The organism is Advenella kashmirensis W13003 (assembly GCF_000506985.1).
GTDB classification, from domain to species: Bacteria; Pseudomonadota; Gammaproteobacteria; order Burkholderiales; family Burkholderiaceae_B; genus Advenella; species Advenella kashmirensis_A.
Window position 1 is genome coordinate 353,611 of sequence record NZ_KI650981.1, and the last position, 18,650, is coordinate 372,260.

The following is an 18,650-nucleotide window of genomic DNA, read 5'->3' on the forward strand; positions in this document are numbered from 1 at the left end:
TGACAGATTGATTGTCCGCGTACTTTTTACTGCTTCTGTTTTCAGCCTGATTGTCCCTGGCGGTTTGCTGGCTGCCCAGACCATCACATTTGCAATGGGTGACGACGCACCGCGCAGCGAGGGCGCTGTTGTACCTGGCGCCGGTCAGGACGCCGCCAGCTCTCCATTACTGCCACCGGCATGGGATTTCGACCCGGAAAAAACCAAAATTATTCTCCTGCCCATGGACGAGCCACCGCCACCAGTCAAGGCAGGTGAGCCGGTACCGCTGGAGCAACTGGTCACCGCCGATGCGCTGCGGGGCGTAGACAACTGGGAAAGCTATCAATATGAATCAGAACTCGGTCCGTTCATGCCGGGCCAGAATGCGACCACAATGCGCAGAAAATCGTCCAGAATCGCACTTAAACCCGTGCAGAGTTTTTCGACCGGTGCGCAGGCCTGGAGCCTGACCACAGAAGATCACAACCGCATTTCCCTGGGTTCCAACCAGGTGGTCAGCAACCTTGGTCAGACCGGATTTCGCATCGGCGGCATGCAACTGAGCAGGCAGCCCGACGGGACGCAGGATAGCTGGTTCCTCGACAGCAACCAGTTGGCCTATTCCACCACTGCTGGCGCGATGGATTATTCTGCTGCGTCAGCGGACAACGCCAGTTTCAATTTCGGCAGCGGTGCCGCCAATACCGCCGTACGTTTCGGCCTGAGCGATTCGGCCTCCATCGATTCACAGGTACAATTTGCCCGGTCAATGAAGAATCTGGGACTGGGAACCAGTTATGCGCTTGACGATATGGGAGACTTGCGGCTGACCGTGAATGCAGGCAAGTACGAAGACAACTCAAACTGGCGATCCATGTTTGCCTACCGTGCCAAGGTGTTTGATCTGGCCTCGCTGCAGTTTTCCAATGAACTGACCAGCGCTCACTACATGGATCTGTCCAGGTTGTCACAGGACCCACTGACCGACCGGGCCATCCGCAACCAGCTCAAGTTGACTTATCCGCTGAATACGCAGTCGCAAATGGCTGGCATATTTGAAAACAGTCATGTCATGAATGGAACGTCAGAGCAATTGATCGGCCTGGAACAGAGCTACAAACTGGATTCGGTGTTGCTTAAACTGAAGGCGCAGCGCGCTGTGCGCAGCGACACGGGGTCGCTGCAATTTAATGTGAATATTCCCATGAGCGGGAAATGACAGGGGCCGGAATGAGCACCGGCCCCACACTGACTTCCGACTTGCTCAGGATCAGTTGGCTATCGTGCTGGTCGTGATCGGCGCCTGTTGTGCCAATTCGCTTTGCGCCAGGATGTTTTCCAGGATGTGCGGCACTTCAAAGACGGCCTGGTTGTCCTGGCGTCGGACATTGGCCTTGTACCGATCCAGATCGTCCAGCAGCCGGTGCACGGCCTGATTGATTTTGGCAAAGCTCGGCAGCACAATACCCAGCCCGTTTTTGGTGATCCATTCGCCGTTATAGCGCTCCTGGATCATGGTCCATTTATTACTGACCACAATAACGGGCATGTCCTTGCGGATGGCTTCGCTGATACTGCCCGGACCGGGTTTGCCGATGAAGAAGTCGGCCATTTCCATGTACACGGGCATTTGCGTGGTGAACCCCTCGACCAGTTTGTGTGCACGGGTTTGCATTTTCGAGATTTTTTTTGCCAGCGCCGCGTTATGCCCGCAAATATAGATCATCTGCACATCAGACAATTGTTTGGCAATCTTGATCATGGCTTTGGAACCATGTCCGCCGAACATGACCAGGCCTACCGGTTTATCCGGGTCAAAGCCGGCCGCTTGCAGTTGTTCGCGACGGTCAATATCAGGCTTGCGATAAAAATCCGGGTGTAGCAGCATGCCTGAACTGCCATGAATGCAGCGATCGGGATGGCCGGCCGCCCGTGCCTGTTCCATGGCCTTGTCGGTGCCACAAATGAAATGTTGTTGCTGGTTTTCCTCGATCCAGAAATGCGGCGCATTGTCGGCCAGGTCAGTCAGAATGGTGACATAGGGAACGCCGGGCAGGGACGATACCAGACTGTCGTACATTGCCCGGTTGAAATTGGGCACCAGCGATACGACCATATCCGGTTCAGTTTCGATCCAGTGCTCCTGCAGACGCTTGACCATGACCTGGTGAGTCAGGCGGATAAAGGCCTGCAGAATGCGCAACTCGGGCGTCATGGCCATGGTCCAGCCTTTTGCCAGCTGCCGGTTATAGAATTCTTCGGGGGCAACGCCCGTTACCCGTTTGTATACCTGTCGCGAATCGAGCACTTCGAACAGGTTGACCAGCCGTACGTTCCAGTCAGGATGGCTGTTTTTCAGCACGGCCTCCAGAGCCCGGGCAGACGCACGATGACCGCCGCCCGCATTGAAATAGATCAAGTCAATATTTTTTTTCATAAATGGCTTTCTCTCAATGGATTTGATGGACAGTTTATGACCGTATTGTTGCATGAATATGAACACGTGCCCATTATTAAATGTGTCCGACTGATACGATTAATCTGTCATGCCAGACAGCAAAAAAATACCCCGCCTGTTATGCAGGCGGGGTCGGTCAGCGAAGACGGCCGATGGGCCGCCAATAACATGCTTATTTCTGGGCGATGGTCGTGTTTACACCGGTATCGTGCGAGGCCCAGCGTGCGGTAACCGATTTGGTCTGTGTCCAGAAGAGCAGGGCCTGTTTGCCGTTGGGACCCAGGTCGCCCAGCTTGGAGGCGCGGGATCCGGTGAAGCTGAACCATGCGACGGGTACGGGAATCGGGATGTTGATGCCGATCTGTCCAACGTCAATATTGTTCTGGAAGTAGCGGGCGTTTCCGCCGCTTTGCGTAAAGACCGCCACGCCATTGCCATTCGGATTGCGGTTGACAAACTCTACGGCTTCTTCCAGCGTATCGACGCACACAATGCACAAGACCGGACCGAAAATTTCTTCACGGTAAATGGCCATGCTGTCGGTCACGCCGGAAAAAATGGTCGGGCCGATAAAATTGCCTTTTTCGTAGCCCTTGACCTGGGCATCGCGCCCATCCAGAAGCAGGGTGGCTTTTTCGTCTACGCCACTTTGAATAAGTTGTGCCACACGTTGCTTGGCGCGGGGCGAGACCAGCGGGCCGAGGTCCGCCTTGCGGTCTGAGCCGGCATTGACCTTCAGGCCTTTGGATTTTTCGACGAACTCATCAATCCAGTCTTTGGCCTGGCCCACCATGACGGCGACCGATGTTGCCATGCAGCGCTGGCCGGCGGCGCCAAAGGCTGCACCGACCAACTGGTTGAGCGCAACCTCCTTGTCGGCGTCGGGCAGGATAACGCAATGGTTTTTTGCGCCCATCATGGCCTGGCAGCGCTTGCCCGCATTGGAGGCGCGTTGGTAAATTTGCGTGCCCACGTGCGTGGAACCAATGAACGAGACGGCCTTGATATCGGGGTGCTCGCAAAGGCGGTTAGCCACGTCCGGTCCGCCATGCACCACATTGAGTACGCCAGGCGGGAGGCCCGCTTCCACGGCCAGTTCGGCCAGAAACAGCGAAGCGCTGGGATCCTGCTCGGAGGGCTTGAGCACAAAGGTGTTGCCGCAAGCGACCGCGATCGGGAACATGAAGCAGGGCAGCATGACCGGGAAGTTGAAGGCTGTGATGCCGGCACACACACCCAGGGGCTGGATCAGCGTATAGACGTCAATGCCGGTACCTGCGTTTTCCGCGTACTCACCCAGTTGCAGGCTGACAATTGAGCAGGCGTGTTCGATCACTTCCAGTCCACGACCCACTTCGCCTTCGGCGTCAGGCAGCGTTTTGCCGTGCTCCAGCGTAATGAGTTCGGCCAGTTTCGGGGTGTTTTCACGTACCAGTTGCTGTAATTTGAGCATGATGCGCATGCGGGCGCCCTGGCTGGTGTTGCGCCAGCTCTGAAAGGCTTGCTTGGCGCTGGCCACTGCATCATCTACTTCAGAAATCGGCGCCAGCGGCACGCGCGCCACCACTTCCTGATTGGCGGGGTTCAGCACGTCCAGCCAGTCTTTGGCAGAAGACTGGACTTTTTTTCCGTTGATCAGCAGCGGTACATTGGGTATGGCACTCATAACATCAATCCTTTAGTGTTTCACAAGAGGGCAAGTTGATTCAGACAGCGGCTGAAAGGCTTCTTCAGCGGGAATGGTGGCGACCAGTTTCGAATAATCCCATTCGCTTTTCTTTTCATCGGGTTTCTTCACTTCATACAGGTACATATCGTGAATGACCCGACCGTCGGCGCGAATCGACGCGTTATGCATAATCGGATCTTCGATCGGCAGCTTGCGCATTTGCGCAGCCACCTTGTCACCGTCGGTGCTGCCGACTGCGGCCACCGCTTTCAGGTAATGCAGCACGCTGGAGTAAACGCCTGCTTGCGTCATGGTGGGCTTCAGGCCCTTGTATGCCTTGGCAAAGCGATCTGACCATGCGCGGGTGCCATCGTCAAAATCCCAGTAAAATCCGTCAACATAGGTAAGGCCCTGGGCATTCTCATTGCCCAGTGCGCGCAGGTCGGACAGGAAGATCAGCAGGGCCACCAGACGCTGGTCTGCGCCGCCCACACCGAACTCTTTGGCCTGCTTGACGGCGTTAACGGTATCCTGGCCGCCATTGGCCAGCGCTACTACTTGCGCTTTGCTGCTTTGCGCCTGTAGCAGGAACGAGGCGTAATCACTGTTATTGAGAGGATGGCGTACCTGGCCCAGGACTTTGCCGCCGAGTTTTTCAACCATTTTTGCGGTATCGGCTTCAAGAGAATGACCGAACGCGTAATCGACTGTCAGGAAGAACCAGGATTTGCCGCCAGCCTGCACGGTGGCCTTGGCTCCGCCGACCGACTGGGAATAGGTGTCGAACATCCAGTGAAAGCCGACGGGCGAGCAGGATTTATTGGTCAGCGCGGTCGTTGCAGGACCGGAAAAAAGCGCAATGCGATTTTTTTCTTTGGCTACGTTCTGCACTGCCAGCGCCACCGCCGAATTGGTCAGGTCGGCAATGGCGGTCACGCCCTGGCGGTCAAACCATTCACGGGCCTTGGCTGCGCCCACATCGGCCTTGTTCTGATTGTCGGCGGACAGCAGCTCAATTTTCATGCCCTTGCAGGGCCCGGCCAGGCACTCGTCGATGGCAAGCTGTGCAGCCGCAACCGAGCCGGCGCCGCCCATGGACGCGTAGGTGCCCGACATATCGGTGAGCACCCCGACCTTGACTTCGGGCTTATCGGCCGCCCAGGCGTTGAATGCCAGGCACGATGCTGCCACCAGGACTGATTTTCTGATCAACATTGGAGTCTCCTGAATTTGTAATTTGTTTTATTGTTTTGTATGCAAAACACATTCAGTTTGATGTGTATAAATCAATTTTGCAATAGAATATTTGCACATCCATTGTTCATTTTTGCACAGAAAAACATGCCTGACTGGGACGATATCCGTTACTTTCTGGAGGTAGCCAGAACGCACAGGGCCAGTGCTGCAGCGGCACGGCTGGGCGTTGAGCACACTACCGTGACCCGGCGCATCCGCCACCTCGAGGCCGATCTGGGCCAGCTGCTTTTCGAGAAATCGCGCCGATCAGGATTTACCCTGACACGCTCCGGTCAGCAGTTGCTGGCGCATGCCGAGCAAATGGAAACGCATCTGTACAATGCCCAGGAGCAGATTCTGGGAGTCAGCCAGAGTCCGGCGGGGCACGTGCGGGTTGCGGCCACCGAAGCCTTTGGTTCCTGCATTATTGCGCCTCTGTGTGCGCAATTCCAGAGCCAGTTTCCGGATATGACCATTGATGTGCTGCCCGTACCGCGCTTTGTCAGCCTGACCCGGCGCGAGGCCGATATTGCCATCACCATAGAGCGGCCTGCACGCGGTCCCTATGTGACCCGGAAACTGACTGATTACACTTTGCTGTTATATGGTACTCAGGCCTGTTTTGAGCGCTATGGAGCCGTGCACACTCAGGCCGACCTGCACCATCACCGCTTCATCAGTTATGTGGATGAACTGCTGTTCAGTGACCAGTTGCGGTATCTCGAAGACATTTTGCCGTTTACCAAACCTGTGATAAAAAGTACGAGTGTCATTGCCCAGTATTACAGTTGTCTTCAAGGGCACGGTCTGGCCATTCTGCCGTGCTTTCTGGCTGGCCAGAACCCCCAGCTGATTCCGGTGCTTCAGGACAGGATCGGCATAACGCGAAGTTTCTGGATTTACTATCACGAAGAATTGAAACGGCTGAAACGTATTGTGATGCTTTCGGAACACTTATGTGACATGATAGGAAACAACCGCCTGCTGGTGCAGGGCAGAATGCCGGTGCAGCAGGTACAATAGTTTGCAGATAGCAACCTGTGCGAAACCCGTTTCCAGACAAGGAGTGATATTTATGAGCATGACGTTAACCGCCGCAGACGGACATACCTTCGAGGCCTTCACCGCGGGACCTGAAGACGCGGAACACGGCATTGTCGTGCTGCAGGAAATCTTTGGCGTGAACAGCCACATCCGCGATGTCTGTGAATTTTACGCGGCAAAAGGATATCGCGTGATTGCCCCGGCGCTGTTTGACCGCGTTGAGCCGGGCATCGAGCTGGGTTATACCGGCGAAGATATCAGCCGTGGCAAAGACCTCAAGGCCAAAGTCAGTTATGAGGATGCACTCAAGGATATTGAAGCGGCTGCGGGTGCGATGTCGGTACAGAAAAAACTCGGTGTCGTCGGTTTCTGCTGGGGTGGTACGCTGACGTGGCTGGCGGCCTGCCGCAGCTCGCTGTTTTCCGCTGCCTCCTGCTGGTATGGGGCGGGTATTGCCGAACTGCGCAACGAGAAACCCCATTGTCCTGTTCAGATGCACTTCGGTGAAAAAGACAAATCCATCCCCGCAAGCGATGTTGAGGCCATCCGCCAGGCGCAGCCCCAGGCCGATGTCTGCGTTTACGATGCCGACCATGGTTTCGGCTGCGACCAGCGCGGTTCCTATGATCCATTTGCCAGTGAATTGGCCCGTACACGCACAGTTGAGTTTTTCAAGGCCAACCTTTAATCAGTGCATTGCGATTTTCCCGTTTGACCTTGCCCTTATCGCCTGCCGGCGCCACAGAAGCAGGTTGGAACCGAATCCGACCCCGATATGGAATACATCACGACAGGTGAAAAAATATATGAGACTTTCGACGACGTTGTCTGCGCTTGCGCTTTCCCTTATGCTTGTGACCTCGGTACAGGCACAGACTCCACAGGCCCAGGCACCGCAGGCGCGCGAGCCAGGTGTGTTCACCGTGCCCGAGGGCGGCATGGCGTTGCCTCAGGATTTCGGCAACGCCACGTTTGAAGCCCCTGCCGTCACCTGGATCGAAGACGGCCGCCCGATAGACCAGGCCAGGGATGCCTTGACGTTGTTGGCGACTGCCGATCAACATGGCCTGGATCCGCGCTGGTTCCATATTGCGCAATTACAGTCGCAATGGCAGCGGGTCAGTTACGCGGCCTCGGCCGACGAAATCGCTCAGTTTGATCGTGATCTGAGCACGCAAATGCGCACCTATGTCAAATTTCTGAAAAACGGGCGTATTTCACCGTCTCTCATCAAGAACCGTTATTCCAAACCAGCGTTTACCGACGCAGACGCCAATCTGTTCCTGTCTACGGCAATTCGCAATGGCAATTTGAAGGCTGCCGTCAAGAGCCTGACTGACAGCATTCCCATGTATAACTCGCTCATGCGTGCACTGGCTGTCTATCGCGAATTGCAGAAAAATCCGTCTATGAGCCAGCCATTGCCGGCGGTACCCAATGGCAAGCTGACAGAAGGGCAGCCTTATACCGGTTTGCCGGCGTTGATTGAGCGTCTCACGCTGCTGGGCGATCTGCCGCAGGGCACGCCTGCGCGGCCGCTATATGACACCACTGTGGTGGCGGGCGTCAAAAGCTTCCAGGAGCGTCATGGTCTGGAACCCGATGGCGTACTGGGCAAAGGTACGCTCACGCAGTTGAATATGCGTCCGATTGACCGCATCCGGCAGATTCAGATCAGCATGGAGCGGCTGCGCTGGACCCCTTTGATGGAAGGCGAACGCCGGATCGTGGTGAACGTACCTGAATTCGTACTGCGTGCCTATCACATTCGCAATCAGAAGATCGAAAATCTGCTTGAAATGAAAGTCATCGTGGGGCGCTCATTCGATACCAGCACACCGCTGTTCGATGGTGCAGTCAGCAAGATCGAATTCAGTCCCTACTGGAACGTGCCGATCTCGATTTCCCGCAAGGAACTCATCCCGCATCTGCGTCGCGATCCGTCCTATATGCGCACCCAGGGATTTGAATTCGTCACCCAGTCCGGCGTGTCGCAGAACGTAACCGAAGCCAACCTCAGCGCAGTGCTGAGCGGCCAGGCACGCATCCGACAGCGCCCTGGACCCAAGAATTCGCTGGGGGACATCAAGTTCATTTTCCCCAATAGCGACGCGATCTACCTGCATCACACGCCCAGCACCAATTTGTTTGACCGTACCAGGCGCGATTTGAGCCACGGCTGCATCCGGGTCGAGGCGCCGGTGCAGCTGGCGCAATTTGTGTTGGAAAAACAACCAGAATGGACTGCCAGCGCTATCGAATCGGCGATGTCGGCAAAAAAATCCAAAACAATCAACGTATTGGAGCCGGTTCCTGTTGTATTGGGTTATAGTACCGTGGTGGTTAAAAACAACAAGATCCACTTTTTCGCCGACATCTACGGACAGGACAAGATTCTGGACAATGCCATCAAGAAAATGGCCGCCTCACGTAACATTCCACCTGCCTCGTAATTTTTCAGGAGCCAGCACGGTATGACGTTTACACCTCATCAGCCAGTACGCCGCCGCCAATTTTTAAAAACTTCTTCTTCCCTGCTTGTCACCGGTGCCCTGTTTACCATCGGCACCAATACCGCCCGCGCCAATATCGCGGGGGGGGTCAGGCAGATCTCCCTGGACAATCTGCATACCAATGAAAAGATCACGCTGGCCTACGCCGACGGAGAAACCTATATTCCTGCGGCCATGCAGCGCCTGAACCGTTTTCTGCGCGACCATTATTCCGGTGTCGTCGGAAAAATGGATCCGACCCTGTTCGATCTGGTCAACAAGGTAAGAGCATCGCTCAATACCGATGTGGCCATCGAGGTGATTTCAGGTTTCCGTGATCCGCATACCAATGAACGCCTGCGCAAGACACGCGGGGGCGGCGTGGCCAAGCGCAGCCTGCATATGGTTGGCCAGGCCATGGACTTGCGCCTAAAGGGCGTGCCGCTGGACGAACTGCGCGACGCCGCAAAAGAGCTGGCCCTGGGCGGGGTCGGTTACTATCCTAAAGACGGATTCGTACACATGGATACCGGGCGCGTGCGCAGCTGGTAAGTCTGCACAATTGGCAAGTCTTTCACCTTTCGTCATTCACAGCTTCAAGTCGTCATAAGCATTACGTTCGTTTATGGATAACAGCAACATCAAAACCATTGCCATCGTTGGCGCGGGTACTATCGGCAGCAGCTGGGCAGCCCTTTTTCTGGCGCATGGCTATCATGTGGTGGTCTCCGATCCTGCCGCCGATGTCCAGGCCAATACCCAGACGCTCATTGATTCTGCCTGGGAAACACTCCGGGAACTGGGCAAAGTCCGGGACGAATCCTGCCGCCACAATCTGCGCTTCGAGGCCGATCTGGACAAGGCGCTGGCCGGAGTCGATTTTGTGCAGGAAAATGCACCCGAGCGCGAGGACTTTAAAATCGCGCTGTTCGCGAAAATGGATGCCATTCTTCCCGAACAGGTGATCATTGCGTCCAGTTCGTCGGGTTTGCTGGTCAGCCGCATGCAGTCGCAATGCCGTTTTCCGCAACGATGTGTGCTCGGGCATCCATTCAACCCGCCCCATGTGATTCCGCTGGTGGAAGTGGTGGGAGGCGAGCACACCTCTGAAGCGACCATTGAACGCACGCTGAATTTTTATCGTGCTGTCGGAAAGCATCCGATTCGCCTGAATCGCGAGATCGCGGGACATATCGCCAATCGTCTGCAGGCGGCTGTCTGGCGCGAGGTCATGCATCTGGTCAATGAGAATGTCGCCAGCGTACAGGATATCGACGCCGCCATGAGCAAAGGTCCGGGCCTGCGCTGGGCCATTCTGGGGCCGCAAATGGTTTTTGATCTGGCGGGTGGCCAGGCGGGGCTGGCACATCTGATTGATCATTTGCAACCGGCCATCGAGAGCTGGATGGATGATCTGGGCAATCCCCGCATGACACCTCAGTTGCGCCAGCGCATGATCGAAGGCACGCAGCAGGCCAAAGAAGGGCAGTCCTTTGAAGCGTTGCTGCGCAAGCGTGACCGTCATTTGATCGATATTCTGAAAAGCCTGGATGATACACAGGAAGGGGCTGCCGATTAAGCGGTTGCAGGGATGGCGATCAGGTTAGAAAAATCATGACAATTGAAGTATTCGGGCGGGCGCCGGGCTTGCCCATATGTATCAGACCCTTGGGACCGGATGATGTGCCCCGGATGGTCGCCTTGCAGGCAGAAGTGTATCCGTCCGGGTTGCATGAAAGCGCGCAGGTGCTGTCCAGTAAAATAAGCGCGGTGCCCGCCGGCTGGACATCGCTTGCTGCAACGCAAGGCGAACACTTGTGCGCCTATGCTTTGGGCTATCCTTGGCGTGCAGATCTGCAGCCGCGATGGAATCACCTGCTGGCCAGGCATCACGATTGTGATGTACTTTATGTGCACGATGTTGCGGTATCCGTCGCCTGGGCCGGAAAAGGTATCGCCCGCAGCCTGGTTTCGCAGTTGCTGCTGCAGGGGGCCCGGTTCGGTCTGGATCGCGCCATTCTGATTGCAGTTGAAGGCGCGCAAGGCTATTGGTCACGTCACGGTTTTGTGGCAGCAGACGCAGGGCAGGTCGATCCTGCGTTCGGCAGCGAAGCGGTCCTGATGTCGCGACGCCTGGATCCGATCTCCCCTGAACCGCTTGCCCGGCAGTAAAGCGGCGGGATAGAAGGAGTCGACATGCCTTTGCTCAAGACAGTTCAGTTTGCCCATGCGCTGCTGACCGATCATGTCGGCCAAGGTGACCGCGTTGTGGATGCCACCATGGGCAATGGCCATGACACCTTGCATCTGGCCCGGCTGGTAGGCGACACCGGCAAAGTATATGCATTCGATATACAGCCCCAGGCGCTGCAGACGACGGCAGCGCTTTTACTGGCAGAAAACCTGCAGGCGCGCTGTGTATTGATACAGGAGAGTCATGTGCGTATGCGAGCGTATGTGGCAGAACCGGTCAGCGCGATCATCTTCAATCTGGGGTATTTGCCGGGTGCCGATAAATCTCTGGCGACGCAGGCCGATCAAACCTTGCTGGCCGTTCGGGAGGCCTTGTCCCTGCTCGGTCCTGCCGGTCTGTTGCTGATCGCTGTTTATTGGGGGCACTCTGCTGGCGTGCAGGAAAAGCGTGTGCTTGATGCGTTCGTGGCGCAACTGTCATCGTCGACTTACCGGGTACTCAAATATGAGTTTATGAATCGTGCGCGACCGTCACCATATCTGCTGGCCATCCAGCGATTTGAGGATTGAGCCGGACCCTGTCCGGCCTTGGTGCATGGGGGCAAAGAGAGCGCGTTCATGTAGCGCCGTCTCGCCCACTGGTCTATGCTTTATAACGCAAATGTCGGCCGCACCGGCGCACCTGGTCGTGGCAAATTGAGCATTTGCCGCGCTTCCTGTGGCGTGGCGGGTTCGTAACCCATTTCGCGAATCAGCCGTACGATCCTCTCGGTCAATTCGATATTGCTGGCCAGGCGGCCCTGTGAATAGTACAGATTGTCTTCCAGCCCGACCCGCACATGTCCGCCCAGCAGCAGCGAATTAAGTGCGCAGGGCAACTGCGCCGGCCCGATGCCGCTGGCGCCGAAAATGGTGCCTGCCGGCAGGCACTCCACCATGAATTGCAGATTCTTTGGAGAGTAGGGCATGGCATTCTGAAAGCCGCGATGCACGCCCATGACCAGGTTGACATAAGCCGGTTCCTCGTCCATACCCATGGCCAGTAGCGTGGCCGTATCCTGCAGGATATGGGTCGGGCTGAATACTTCCCATTCGGGTTTGATGCCACGCTTTTTCATCTCCTCTGCCAGGAACCGGCAGCGCGAGGGCGCGGTGTTCATCAGAATTTCCTTGTCGTCAAAACTGGCGATAATGGTGGTGGCATCCAGTGTGCACATTTCTGCACCGGCCTCCATCCCCTTGATGCGCTCTTCCCATAGCAGTTCCCACATGCCGTTTTCATTCTGGCCGATCATGTCGCCGTGGACACCGCCGCCGGTGGAGTTATTCAGAATGATGTCGCATTTGGCCCGGATCCGTGTATTCATGTCGTAATAAATATCCGGATTGCAGGTGGCGCCATCATCGGGGTTGCGCGCGTGCAGGGCGACGATGCTTGCGCCGGCGTTATAGCAGTCGTATACGTCGCGGGCGATTTCTTCGGGTTGCGTCGGCAGCGCGGGGTTCTGGCTTTTATGAGCCATGCCGCCGGTCGGTGCAATGGTCACAATGACTTTAGGGGTACTCACAATCAGGCTCCTGTAGTGGGTTGAACAAGGCTGCAGCCCGAGTCCTCGACCTTGCCATAGAGGTCGTCAGGCGACAGCGTTTCGATTTTTCTGTAATAGTCCCAGGGCGCTTTGGACTCATCCGGTTTCTTTACCTGCATCAGGTACATGGGATTGGTGAGCCGGCCGTCGGCGCGCACAATGGCATCCTTGGCAAAAAAGTCTTTGATGCGCTCGGTCTTGAACCACTTCATGATGGTATCCGGGTCATCTGTCTTTAACGCGGCGACACCCTTCAGGTAATTGCTGACCGCCGAGTATGCGCCTGCCTGGATATAGGTCGGAATGCGGTTTGTGATTTTTTTGTAATCGGCGCTCCACTTGCGCGTGTCGTCATCCAGATCCCAGTAGAACGGGGTGGTCAGATACATGCCCTGTGTAACCTGCAGACCCAGAGAATGAATATCGGGAATCAGCACGGTCAAGCCCACCAGATTCATTTGCGTATTGACGCCGAACTCGTTGGCGGCTTTTGCTGCGTTCACGAAGTCGCCGCCGGCATTGGCCATGCCAAGAATTTTTGCGCCGGACGATTGCGCCTGCAAGATATAGGAGGAGAAGTCCGAAGCGCCCAAGGGGACTTTGACAGACCCCTTGATCGTGCCATTGGCCTGTTTGACGACCTTGGATGTGGCCGCCTCCAGCGCATGGCCGAAGGCATAATCGGTGGTAATAAAGAACCAATCCTTGCCGCCATTGTTCACCACAGACTTGCCGGTGCCATTGGCCAGGGCGTCGGTTGAATAGGTATAGTGGATGATATACGGGGAACATTGTTTGCCGGTCAGGGCAGAGGTGCCGCCGCCGGTCGAGATAAAGACTTTTTTCTTTTCAGTGGCGACGTGGGCCATGGCCAGGCTGACTGCAGAGTTGGTACCGCCTACCAGGATATCCACCTTGTTGACATCGATCCATTCACGGGATTTGGCTGCAGCGACGTCGGCCTTGTTCTGGTGATCGGCATACAGCAATTCTATTTTTTTGCCGTCGATATTGCCGCCTGCATCGCGGATGGCCATGCGAATGGCCTGAACACCACCTTCGCCATCATAGTCTGCATACACGCCGGAAATATCGGTCAAAAAGCCGATCCGGATCACGTCATCAGACATGCCGGCGCTATGCGCCACGCTTCCGGCGGCCATCATCATGACGCCTGTCATCAGTTGCTGTCCCGTATTGTTCATGTATCTCTCCTTTTTTGATTATGTGGTTTTCGGTGCGTCACCGTAATGTCATTACACGCCAAGATATTGGTGGATCTGTGTCGGATCATCGCGCAGTGGCGCGGCTTCACCCTGCAGAACGACCCGGCCTTTCTCCAGGATAACGAGCCGGTCGGACTGTTCCATTACCTTGCGGTAGTTGCGATCGACGACCAGGGCAGCCAGTCCGGAATGTCGGATCAGGCTGATGACCCGCCAGATTTCCGCCACGACCAGGGGCGCCAGCCCTTCGGTGGCTTCATCCAGAATAATGGCGTCGGGATTGGTCATGAGCGCGCGGCCGATGGAAAGCATTTGCTGTTCGCCTCCGGAGAGCTGATCGCCCATGTTGTCCAATCGTTCGGCCAGACGCGGAAACGTGTCCAGGATGCGATCCAGGTCCCAGGCGGTGGTGCCGTTGCGACCAGCACGGGCTGACATCAGGAGGTTTTCACGGACACTCAGATTGGGAAAGATGCCGCGTCCTTCCGGAACATAGGCAATGCCAAGACGAGCGGCGTGGAAAGGACGGGCGCGGGACATGTCCTGCTGTTGCAGCTCAATGGTGCCCGAGCGTTGCCTGACATGACCCAGCAGGCTGCGTATCAATGTCGACTTGCCCATGCCATTACGGCCCAGCAGCCCGACTGTCTCGCCGCGTTTCAGGTTGAAGTCGATGCCATGCAAAATATGGCTGGAGCCGTACCAGGCATGAACATCGCGCGCGCGAATAATGTCATTTGTCATGGTTTCGTCCATCATGAAAAGGGAGCCGCGAGGGCGTCTGGTAACGGTTCGGCTTCGCCCAGATATGCCGTCTGTACTTCGCTATTGCTGCGAATGTCCTGGGGCAGGCCACTGGCCAGAACCGATCCGTTGACCATCACGGTCAGCCTGTCGGCTACCGCAAAGACCGCGTCCATATCATGCTCGATCAGCAGAATAGCCAGGTCTTTCTTCAGCCGCTGCAGCAACTCCAGCATTCGCTCAGATTCTTCTGCGCCCATGCCCGCCAGCGGTTCATCCAGTAAAACCACGTCGGGTTGCTGGGCCAGGCACATGGCCACTTCCAGTTGACGTTTCTGTCCATGCGACAGATTGGCTGCCACGGTAGCCGCCTGTTGCGCCAATCCTGCATGTTCCAGAGCCTGATCCGCCAGTGCCAGGCTCTGGCGGCAGTGTTGTGCGGATGACCAGATCTGCCAGGGTTTCTGAATTTTCGCCTGGGCGGCAAGACGACAGTTTTCACGTACGCTCAGTGGCAGAAATATATTGTTTCGCTGATAGCTGCGGCCGATGCCTGCCTGCGATCGGGCGGGCTGCGACCAGCTGCTGATATCGCGGCCGCGCAGCAGGACGTGGCCCTGCGTCAGGGGCAGTTCACCCGACAGCAGATAGGTCAGGGTGGACTTGCCTGCACCATTGGTGCCGATAACGGCGTGTATTTCACGTTCAAAAAGCTGCAGCGATACGTCATTGACCGCAACCAATGCCCCGAACTTACGGGTAACGTTTTTTCCTTCCAGCAAAATGGAGCCAGTATTCATGGCGCATCTCCCGAGCCTGAACGGCGGTGACGCCACTCGCGCAACTGTCGTGGCAGGCCAGCCAGTCCGTAAGGCATTAGCATGACCACAAAAATGATGAACCCGCCCAGCAGCAATTGCCAGTGCTTGGTGATGCTCGTAAACCATTCCGACAGCAGCACAAAGGAGAAGGCACCAATAATGGCCCCGCCCAGGCTGCCCAGGCCGCCCAGAATAATCATCAGCAACACATTGCCGGACTGATGCCAGGACAGCAATTCCGGATTGACATACCCATACTGACACGCATACAAAAAACCCGCCAGGCCGGCCAGCATGCCGCTGATGACAAAACTGGCGATTTTGTAGGCAGTGGACTCAAACCCCGCGGCGCGCATGCGCAGCTGATTGTGCTTGATGCCGACAAAAGCATGGCCAAGCCTGGATCGCAGGATCAGTTGCAGAATGATGACTGTAATAATCAGCAGAGCCAGTGTAAACCAGTAAAAGGTATTGCCCGATTCCAGATCGAACGGTTGCCAGTTCCGGATTGAAAAATCCGGTTTGAAATAAATATAGGTGCCGTCCGAGCCACCGAAGAATTTGACGTCGTGAAAGACGAAGTACACCAGTTGACCGAAAGCCAGGGTGACCATAATAAAATAGACACCTTGGCTGCGCATGACCAACATGCCAATCAGCAGGGCCAGCAAGCCTGCACCGGCAACACAGATAAGCATCAGCAGCCAGCCGTTGGCCGCCTCGGCCTCAGGAGAGAACGTGGCCACCATATAGGCACCAAAGCCAAGAAAGGCCGCATGGCCCAGGCTGATCAGACCGGTAAAGCCGACGAGCAATTGCAGGCTTAGGGCAAAGATACTCAGGATCATGATTTTCGACACCAGATCGCTGTGATATTTGCTCCCGATGGGCTCGGGCAGAAAGGGAATTATCGCCAGTACAACAAAGCCGATCATCCAGAACAGCAGGTTTTTTCTGTTTATCATGATCAGGTCCCCTGTTTGAACAGTCCCTGGGGCTTGAACAGCAGCACCAGCACCATGAGCAGATAGATCAGCGCGCCAGCGCCTTCGGGCCAGAGCACCTTGCCGAAGGTATCCACGAAACCGATCAGCAGTGCGGCGACCAGGGCGCCTTTGATGGAGCCGATACCACCGATCACCACGACAACAAAACAGATGATCAGTTCATTGCCGCCCATGCCAGGGTAGACGGAAGACACGGGCGCAGAAATCATGCCGGCAAAAATCGCCAGTCCGACACCGGTAGCAAAAACAATGCGGTATAAAACCGAGATGTTGACGCCCAGGGACTGTACCATTTCGCGATTGGTGGCGCCGGCGCGAATTTTCATGCCCAGCCGCGTGTGCCTGATCACAATATACATGCCAATCGCAATCAGCATGCAGACAAGTGAAATAAACAGCCGGTAAATCGGATAGCTCAGGCCGTTGCCCAGGGGAATGGAGCCGGCAAGCCAGGCGGGCGGGCTGACACCATGCACGTCATCGCCCAGCAAAATACTGCGCAGCGCTTCAAAAATCAGAATCAGTCCATAGGTCATGAGCACCTGCAACAGATGCTCCCGTTCGTACAGAAAACTGAAGAATCCCCATTCAAGCAGATAGCCGAAAGCCACGGCCAGAATGACGCCCAGCAGCAGTGCAAGCGCGAAATTGTTGATATACATGCCCAGTGCATAAATCAGATAGGCACCGATCATAAAGAAACTGCCGTGCGCCAGATTGATGACGCCCATAATGCCGAAGATCAGTGTCAGGCCGCTGGCAATCAGGAACAGGAGCAGCCCGTACTGCACACTGTTCAGACACTGAATCAGAAACGTTGTTATATCCATATGTGATCCGAAGAAAGGCGGGCACGGTGGACCTCGTGCCCGGGCGCTTTCGGTTTACTTGTCCAGCTTGCAGCCTTTTGCCGGATCTTCCAGATTGGCGACGGCAATTCCCAGATTTTTATTATGTTTGCCGACGACTTCGCGCAGATAAATGTTCTGCACGGGGTTGTGCGCCCTGGACATCGTAAAGGGGCCGCGTGGGCTGTCTACTTTGGCCTGTTCCATTCCCTGGATCACGGCGTCCTTGTTTTTGATATCACCCTTTGCGCTCTCCAGACCCGCTGCCAGCAGTTGCGCGGCATCGTAACCCTGGACGGCATAGACATCCGGTTCCATATTGAATTTGGCCTGGTAGCTCTTGCGAAATGCCTTGTCTTTCGGATTGTCCAGTTCGTCGGCGTAGTGCAGGGTGGTCAGCATGCCTTTGGCCGCGTCGCCCTGTGCTTCCAGGGTGCCATCGGTCAGAAAGCCCGGCCCATACAACGGAATGGTCTTGCGAAGGCCTGATGCGTCGTAGTCTTTCACGAATTTGACGGCACCGCCTCCTGCAAAAAAGGCGAAAACGGCATCGGGTTTAAGGGAAGATATTTCGGTCAGCAGGGACTGAAATTCCACATTGGGAAAGGGCAGAGTCAATTCTTTTACAACTTTGCCGCCCTTGGATTCAAAGCCTTCACGAAAGCCTTTGGCCGCCTCGGTACCGGCGGCATATTTCCAGTTGATGGTGACGGCGGTCTTGTGTTTCTGTTTTTCAGCTGCAACAATGCCCATGCCATAAGCGGGTTGCCAGTTGGTAAAGGAACTGCGGAAAATGTTTTTGGCGCATAGCGGGCCGGTCAGCATATCTGCGCCGGCATTGGGAATGATGTAGATCACGCCGCTGTCGCGTGCGATCTTGGCCATCCCCATGGCAACGCCCGAGTGCACCGTGCCCACCAGGACATCGACTTTGTCGCGCTGCACCAGCCGGTTGGTGTTTTCGGGCGCTTTGGCGGGGTCGGATTCATCATCAACTGCAAAGTACTGGACATCCTGCCCGCCCAGCTTGCCGCCCTGTTCGTCCACATAGAGTTTGAAACCATTTTCAATGGCCTTGCCCAGTGCGGCGTAGGTGCCGGTGGCCGGCAGCATCAGGCCCACCTTAACCGGCTCGGCCTGCGCCGCCTGACCCAATCCCCATGCCAGCGTGATCGCTGCAGCGATCGTGGCGTTTTTCATTTTTAGCATTGTCCTGTCTCCTGTACGGTTGTTTATTATGTGCTGCTGATTATGTTGCCACGAGGCGATCTGTGTAATTGGTCGCCTTCTTTCTTCAATTACGGGTGAAACCTGCAGCAGCCCGTTCTGCTGTCTGGATAA

General features: G+C 55.9%; 18 protein-coding genes. 8 read left to right on the forward strand and 10 right to left on the reverse strand.

Features of this window, described 5'->3' with window-relative positions; translation table 11 throughout:
- Positions 1-7: 7 nt before the first annotated feature.
- Entirely contained in the window at positions 8-1,201 is a 1,194-nt protein-coding gene (locus tag W822_RS41165; RefSeq protein WP_155848197.1) for a hypothetical protein, read from the forward strand.
- 51 nt (positions 1,202-1,252) lie between these two features.
- Here W822_RS41165 and W822_RS41170 read toward each other — a convergent pair whose 3' ends face one another.
- The 3 genes from W822_RS41170 to W822_RS41180 all read right to left on the reverse strand — a co-directional run bounded on the left by W822_RS41170 (position 1,253) and on the right by W822_RS41180 (position 5,324).
- A complete protein-coding gene (locus tag W822_RS41170) occupies positions 1,253-2,419 on the reverse strand; it encodes a glycosyltransferase (RefSeq protein ID WP_024006607.1) in 1,167 nt (388 codons plus the stop codon).
- 193 nt (positions 2,420-2,612) lie between these two features.
- Positions 2,613-4,106, reverse strand: a complete 1,494-nt coding sequence (locus tag W822_RS41175) for a CoA-acylating methylmalonate-semialdehyde dehydrogenase (protein WP_024006608.1) — start codon at positions 4,104-4,106, stop codon at positions 2,613-2,615.
- A gap of 12 nt (positions 4,107-4,118) precedes the next feature.
- Complete coding sequence (locus W822_RS41180; RefSeq protein ID WP_051401818.1) at positions 4,119-5,324, reverse strand: ABC transporter substrate-binding protein; 1,206 nt, start codon at positions 5,322-5,324, stop codon at positions 4,119-4,121.
- 126 nt (positions 5,325-5,450) lie between these two features.
- On the opposite strand from W822_RS41180, the gene W822_RS41185 reads away from it, so the two are divergent.
- From W822_RS41185 to W822_RS41215, 7 genes are all read left to right on the forward strand, one after another.
- Positions 5,451-6,368: a LysR family transcriptional regulator gene (locus W822_RS41185; protein WP_024006610.1), complete on the forward strand. Its 918-nt coding sequence runs from the start codon at positions 5,451-5,453 to the stop codon at positions 6,366-6,368.
- A gap of 52 nt (positions 6,369-6,420) precedes the next feature.
- Positions 6,421-7,077 carry a dienelactone hydrolase family protein gene (locus tag W822_RS41190; protein WP_024006611.1) on the forward strand — a complete coding sequence of 219 codons (657 nt, stop codon included), beginning with the start codon at positions 6,421-6,423 and terminating at the stop codon, positions 7,075-7,077.
- Between the two features lie 118 nt (positions 7,078-7,195).
- Positions 7,196-8,842, forward strand: coding sequence for a L,D-transpeptidase family protein (locus W822_RS41195; protein ID WP_024006612.1), 1,647 nt, complete (start codon positions 7,196-7,198; stop codon positions 8,840-8,842).
- A 21-nt stretch (positions 8,843-8,863) separates the two neighbouring features.
- Entirely contained in the window at positions 8,864-9,433 is a 570-nt protein-coding gene (locus tag W822_RS41200; protein WP_024006613.1) for a peptidoglycan L,D-endopeptidase MepK, read from the forward strand.
- A 73-nt stretch (positions 9,434-9,506) separates the two neighbouring features.
- Positions 9,507-10,460 carry a 3-hydroxyacyl-CoA dehydrogenase NAD-binding domain-containing protein gene (locus W822_RS41205; RefSeq protein WP_024006614.1) on the forward strand — a complete coding sequence of 318 codons (954 nt, stop codon included), beginning with the start codon at positions 9,507-9,509 and terminating at the stop codon, positions 10,458-10,460.
- A 35-nt stretch (positions 10,461-10,495) separates the two neighbouring features.
- Positions 10,496-11,053: a GNAT family N-acetyltransferase gene (locus W822_RS41210; protein ID WP_051401819.1), complete on the forward strand. Its 558-nt coding sequence runs from the start codon at positions 10,496-10,498 to the stop codon at positions 11,051-11,053.
- A gap of 24 nt (positions 11,054-11,077) precedes the next feature.
- Positions 11,078-11,644: a tRNA 5-(aminomethyl)-2-thiouridylate-methyltransferase MnmM gene (locus W822_RS41215; RefSeq protein ID WP_024006616.1), complete on the forward strand. Its 567-nt coding sequence runs from the start codon at positions 11,078-11,080 to the stop codon at positions 11,642-11,644.
- An 80-nt stretch (positions 11,645-11,724) separates the two neighbouring features.
- Here the strand turns inward: W822_RS41215 and W822_RS41220 are convergent, their stop codons facing one another.
- Genes W822_RS41220 through W822_RS41250 form a run of 7 tightly spaced genes read right to left on the reverse strand, consistent with a single transcriptional unit; the run spans position 11,725 to position 18,518 of the window.
- Entirely contained in the window at positions 11,725-12,642 is a 918-nt protein-coding gene (locus W822_RS41220) for a beta-keto acid cleavage family enzyme (RefSeq protein ID WP_024006617.1), read from the reverse strand.
- Positions 12,643-12,644: 2 nt separating this feature from the next.
- Positions 12,645-13,868, reverse strand: a complete 1,224-nt coding sequence (locus W822_RS41225) for an ABC transporter substrate-binding protein (protein ID WP_024006618.1) — start codon at positions 13,866-13,868, stop codon at positions 12,645-12,647.
- A gap of 51 nt (positions 13,869-13,919) precedes the next feature.
- Positions 13,920-14,633, reverse strand: a complete 714-nt coding sequence (locus W822_RS41230; RefSeq protein ID WP_024006619.1) for an ABC transporter ATP-binding protein — start codon at positions 14,631-14,633, stop codon at positions 13,920-13,922.
- 11 nt (positions 14,634-14,644) lie between these two features.
- On the reverse strand, positions 14,645-15,433 hold the full coding sequence (locus W822_RS41235) for an ABC transporter ATP-binding protein (protein ID WP_024006620.1): 789 nt from the start codon (positions 15,431-15,433) through the stop codon (positions 14,645-14,647).
- Positions 15,430-16,419 carry a branched-chain amino acid ABC transporter permease gene (locus W822_RS41240; protein WP_024006621.1) on the reverse strand — a complete coding sequence of 330 codons (990 nt, stop codon included), beginning with the start codon at positions 16,417-16,419 and terminating at the stop codon, positions 15,430-15,432. Before W822_RS41240 ends, W822_RS41235 begins: the two co-directional genes overlap by 4 nt.
- A gap of 2 nt (positions 16,420-16,421) precedes the next feature.
- Positions 16,422-17,291 carry a branched-chain amino acid ABC transporter permease gene (locus W822_RS41245; RefSeq protein ID WP_024006622.1) on the reverse strand — a complete coding sequence of 290 codons (870 nt, stop codon included), beginning with the start codon at positions 17,289-17,291 and terminating at the stop codon, positions 16,422-16,424.
- A gap of 54 nt (positions 17,292-17,345) precedes the next feature.
- Positions 17,346-18,518, reverse strand: coding sequence for an ABC transporter substrate-binding protein (locus W822_RS41250; RefSeq protein ID WP_024006623.1), 1,173 nt, complete (start codon positions 18,516-18,518; stop codon positions 17,346-17,348).
- Positions 18,519-18,650 lie beyond the last annotated feature (132 nt).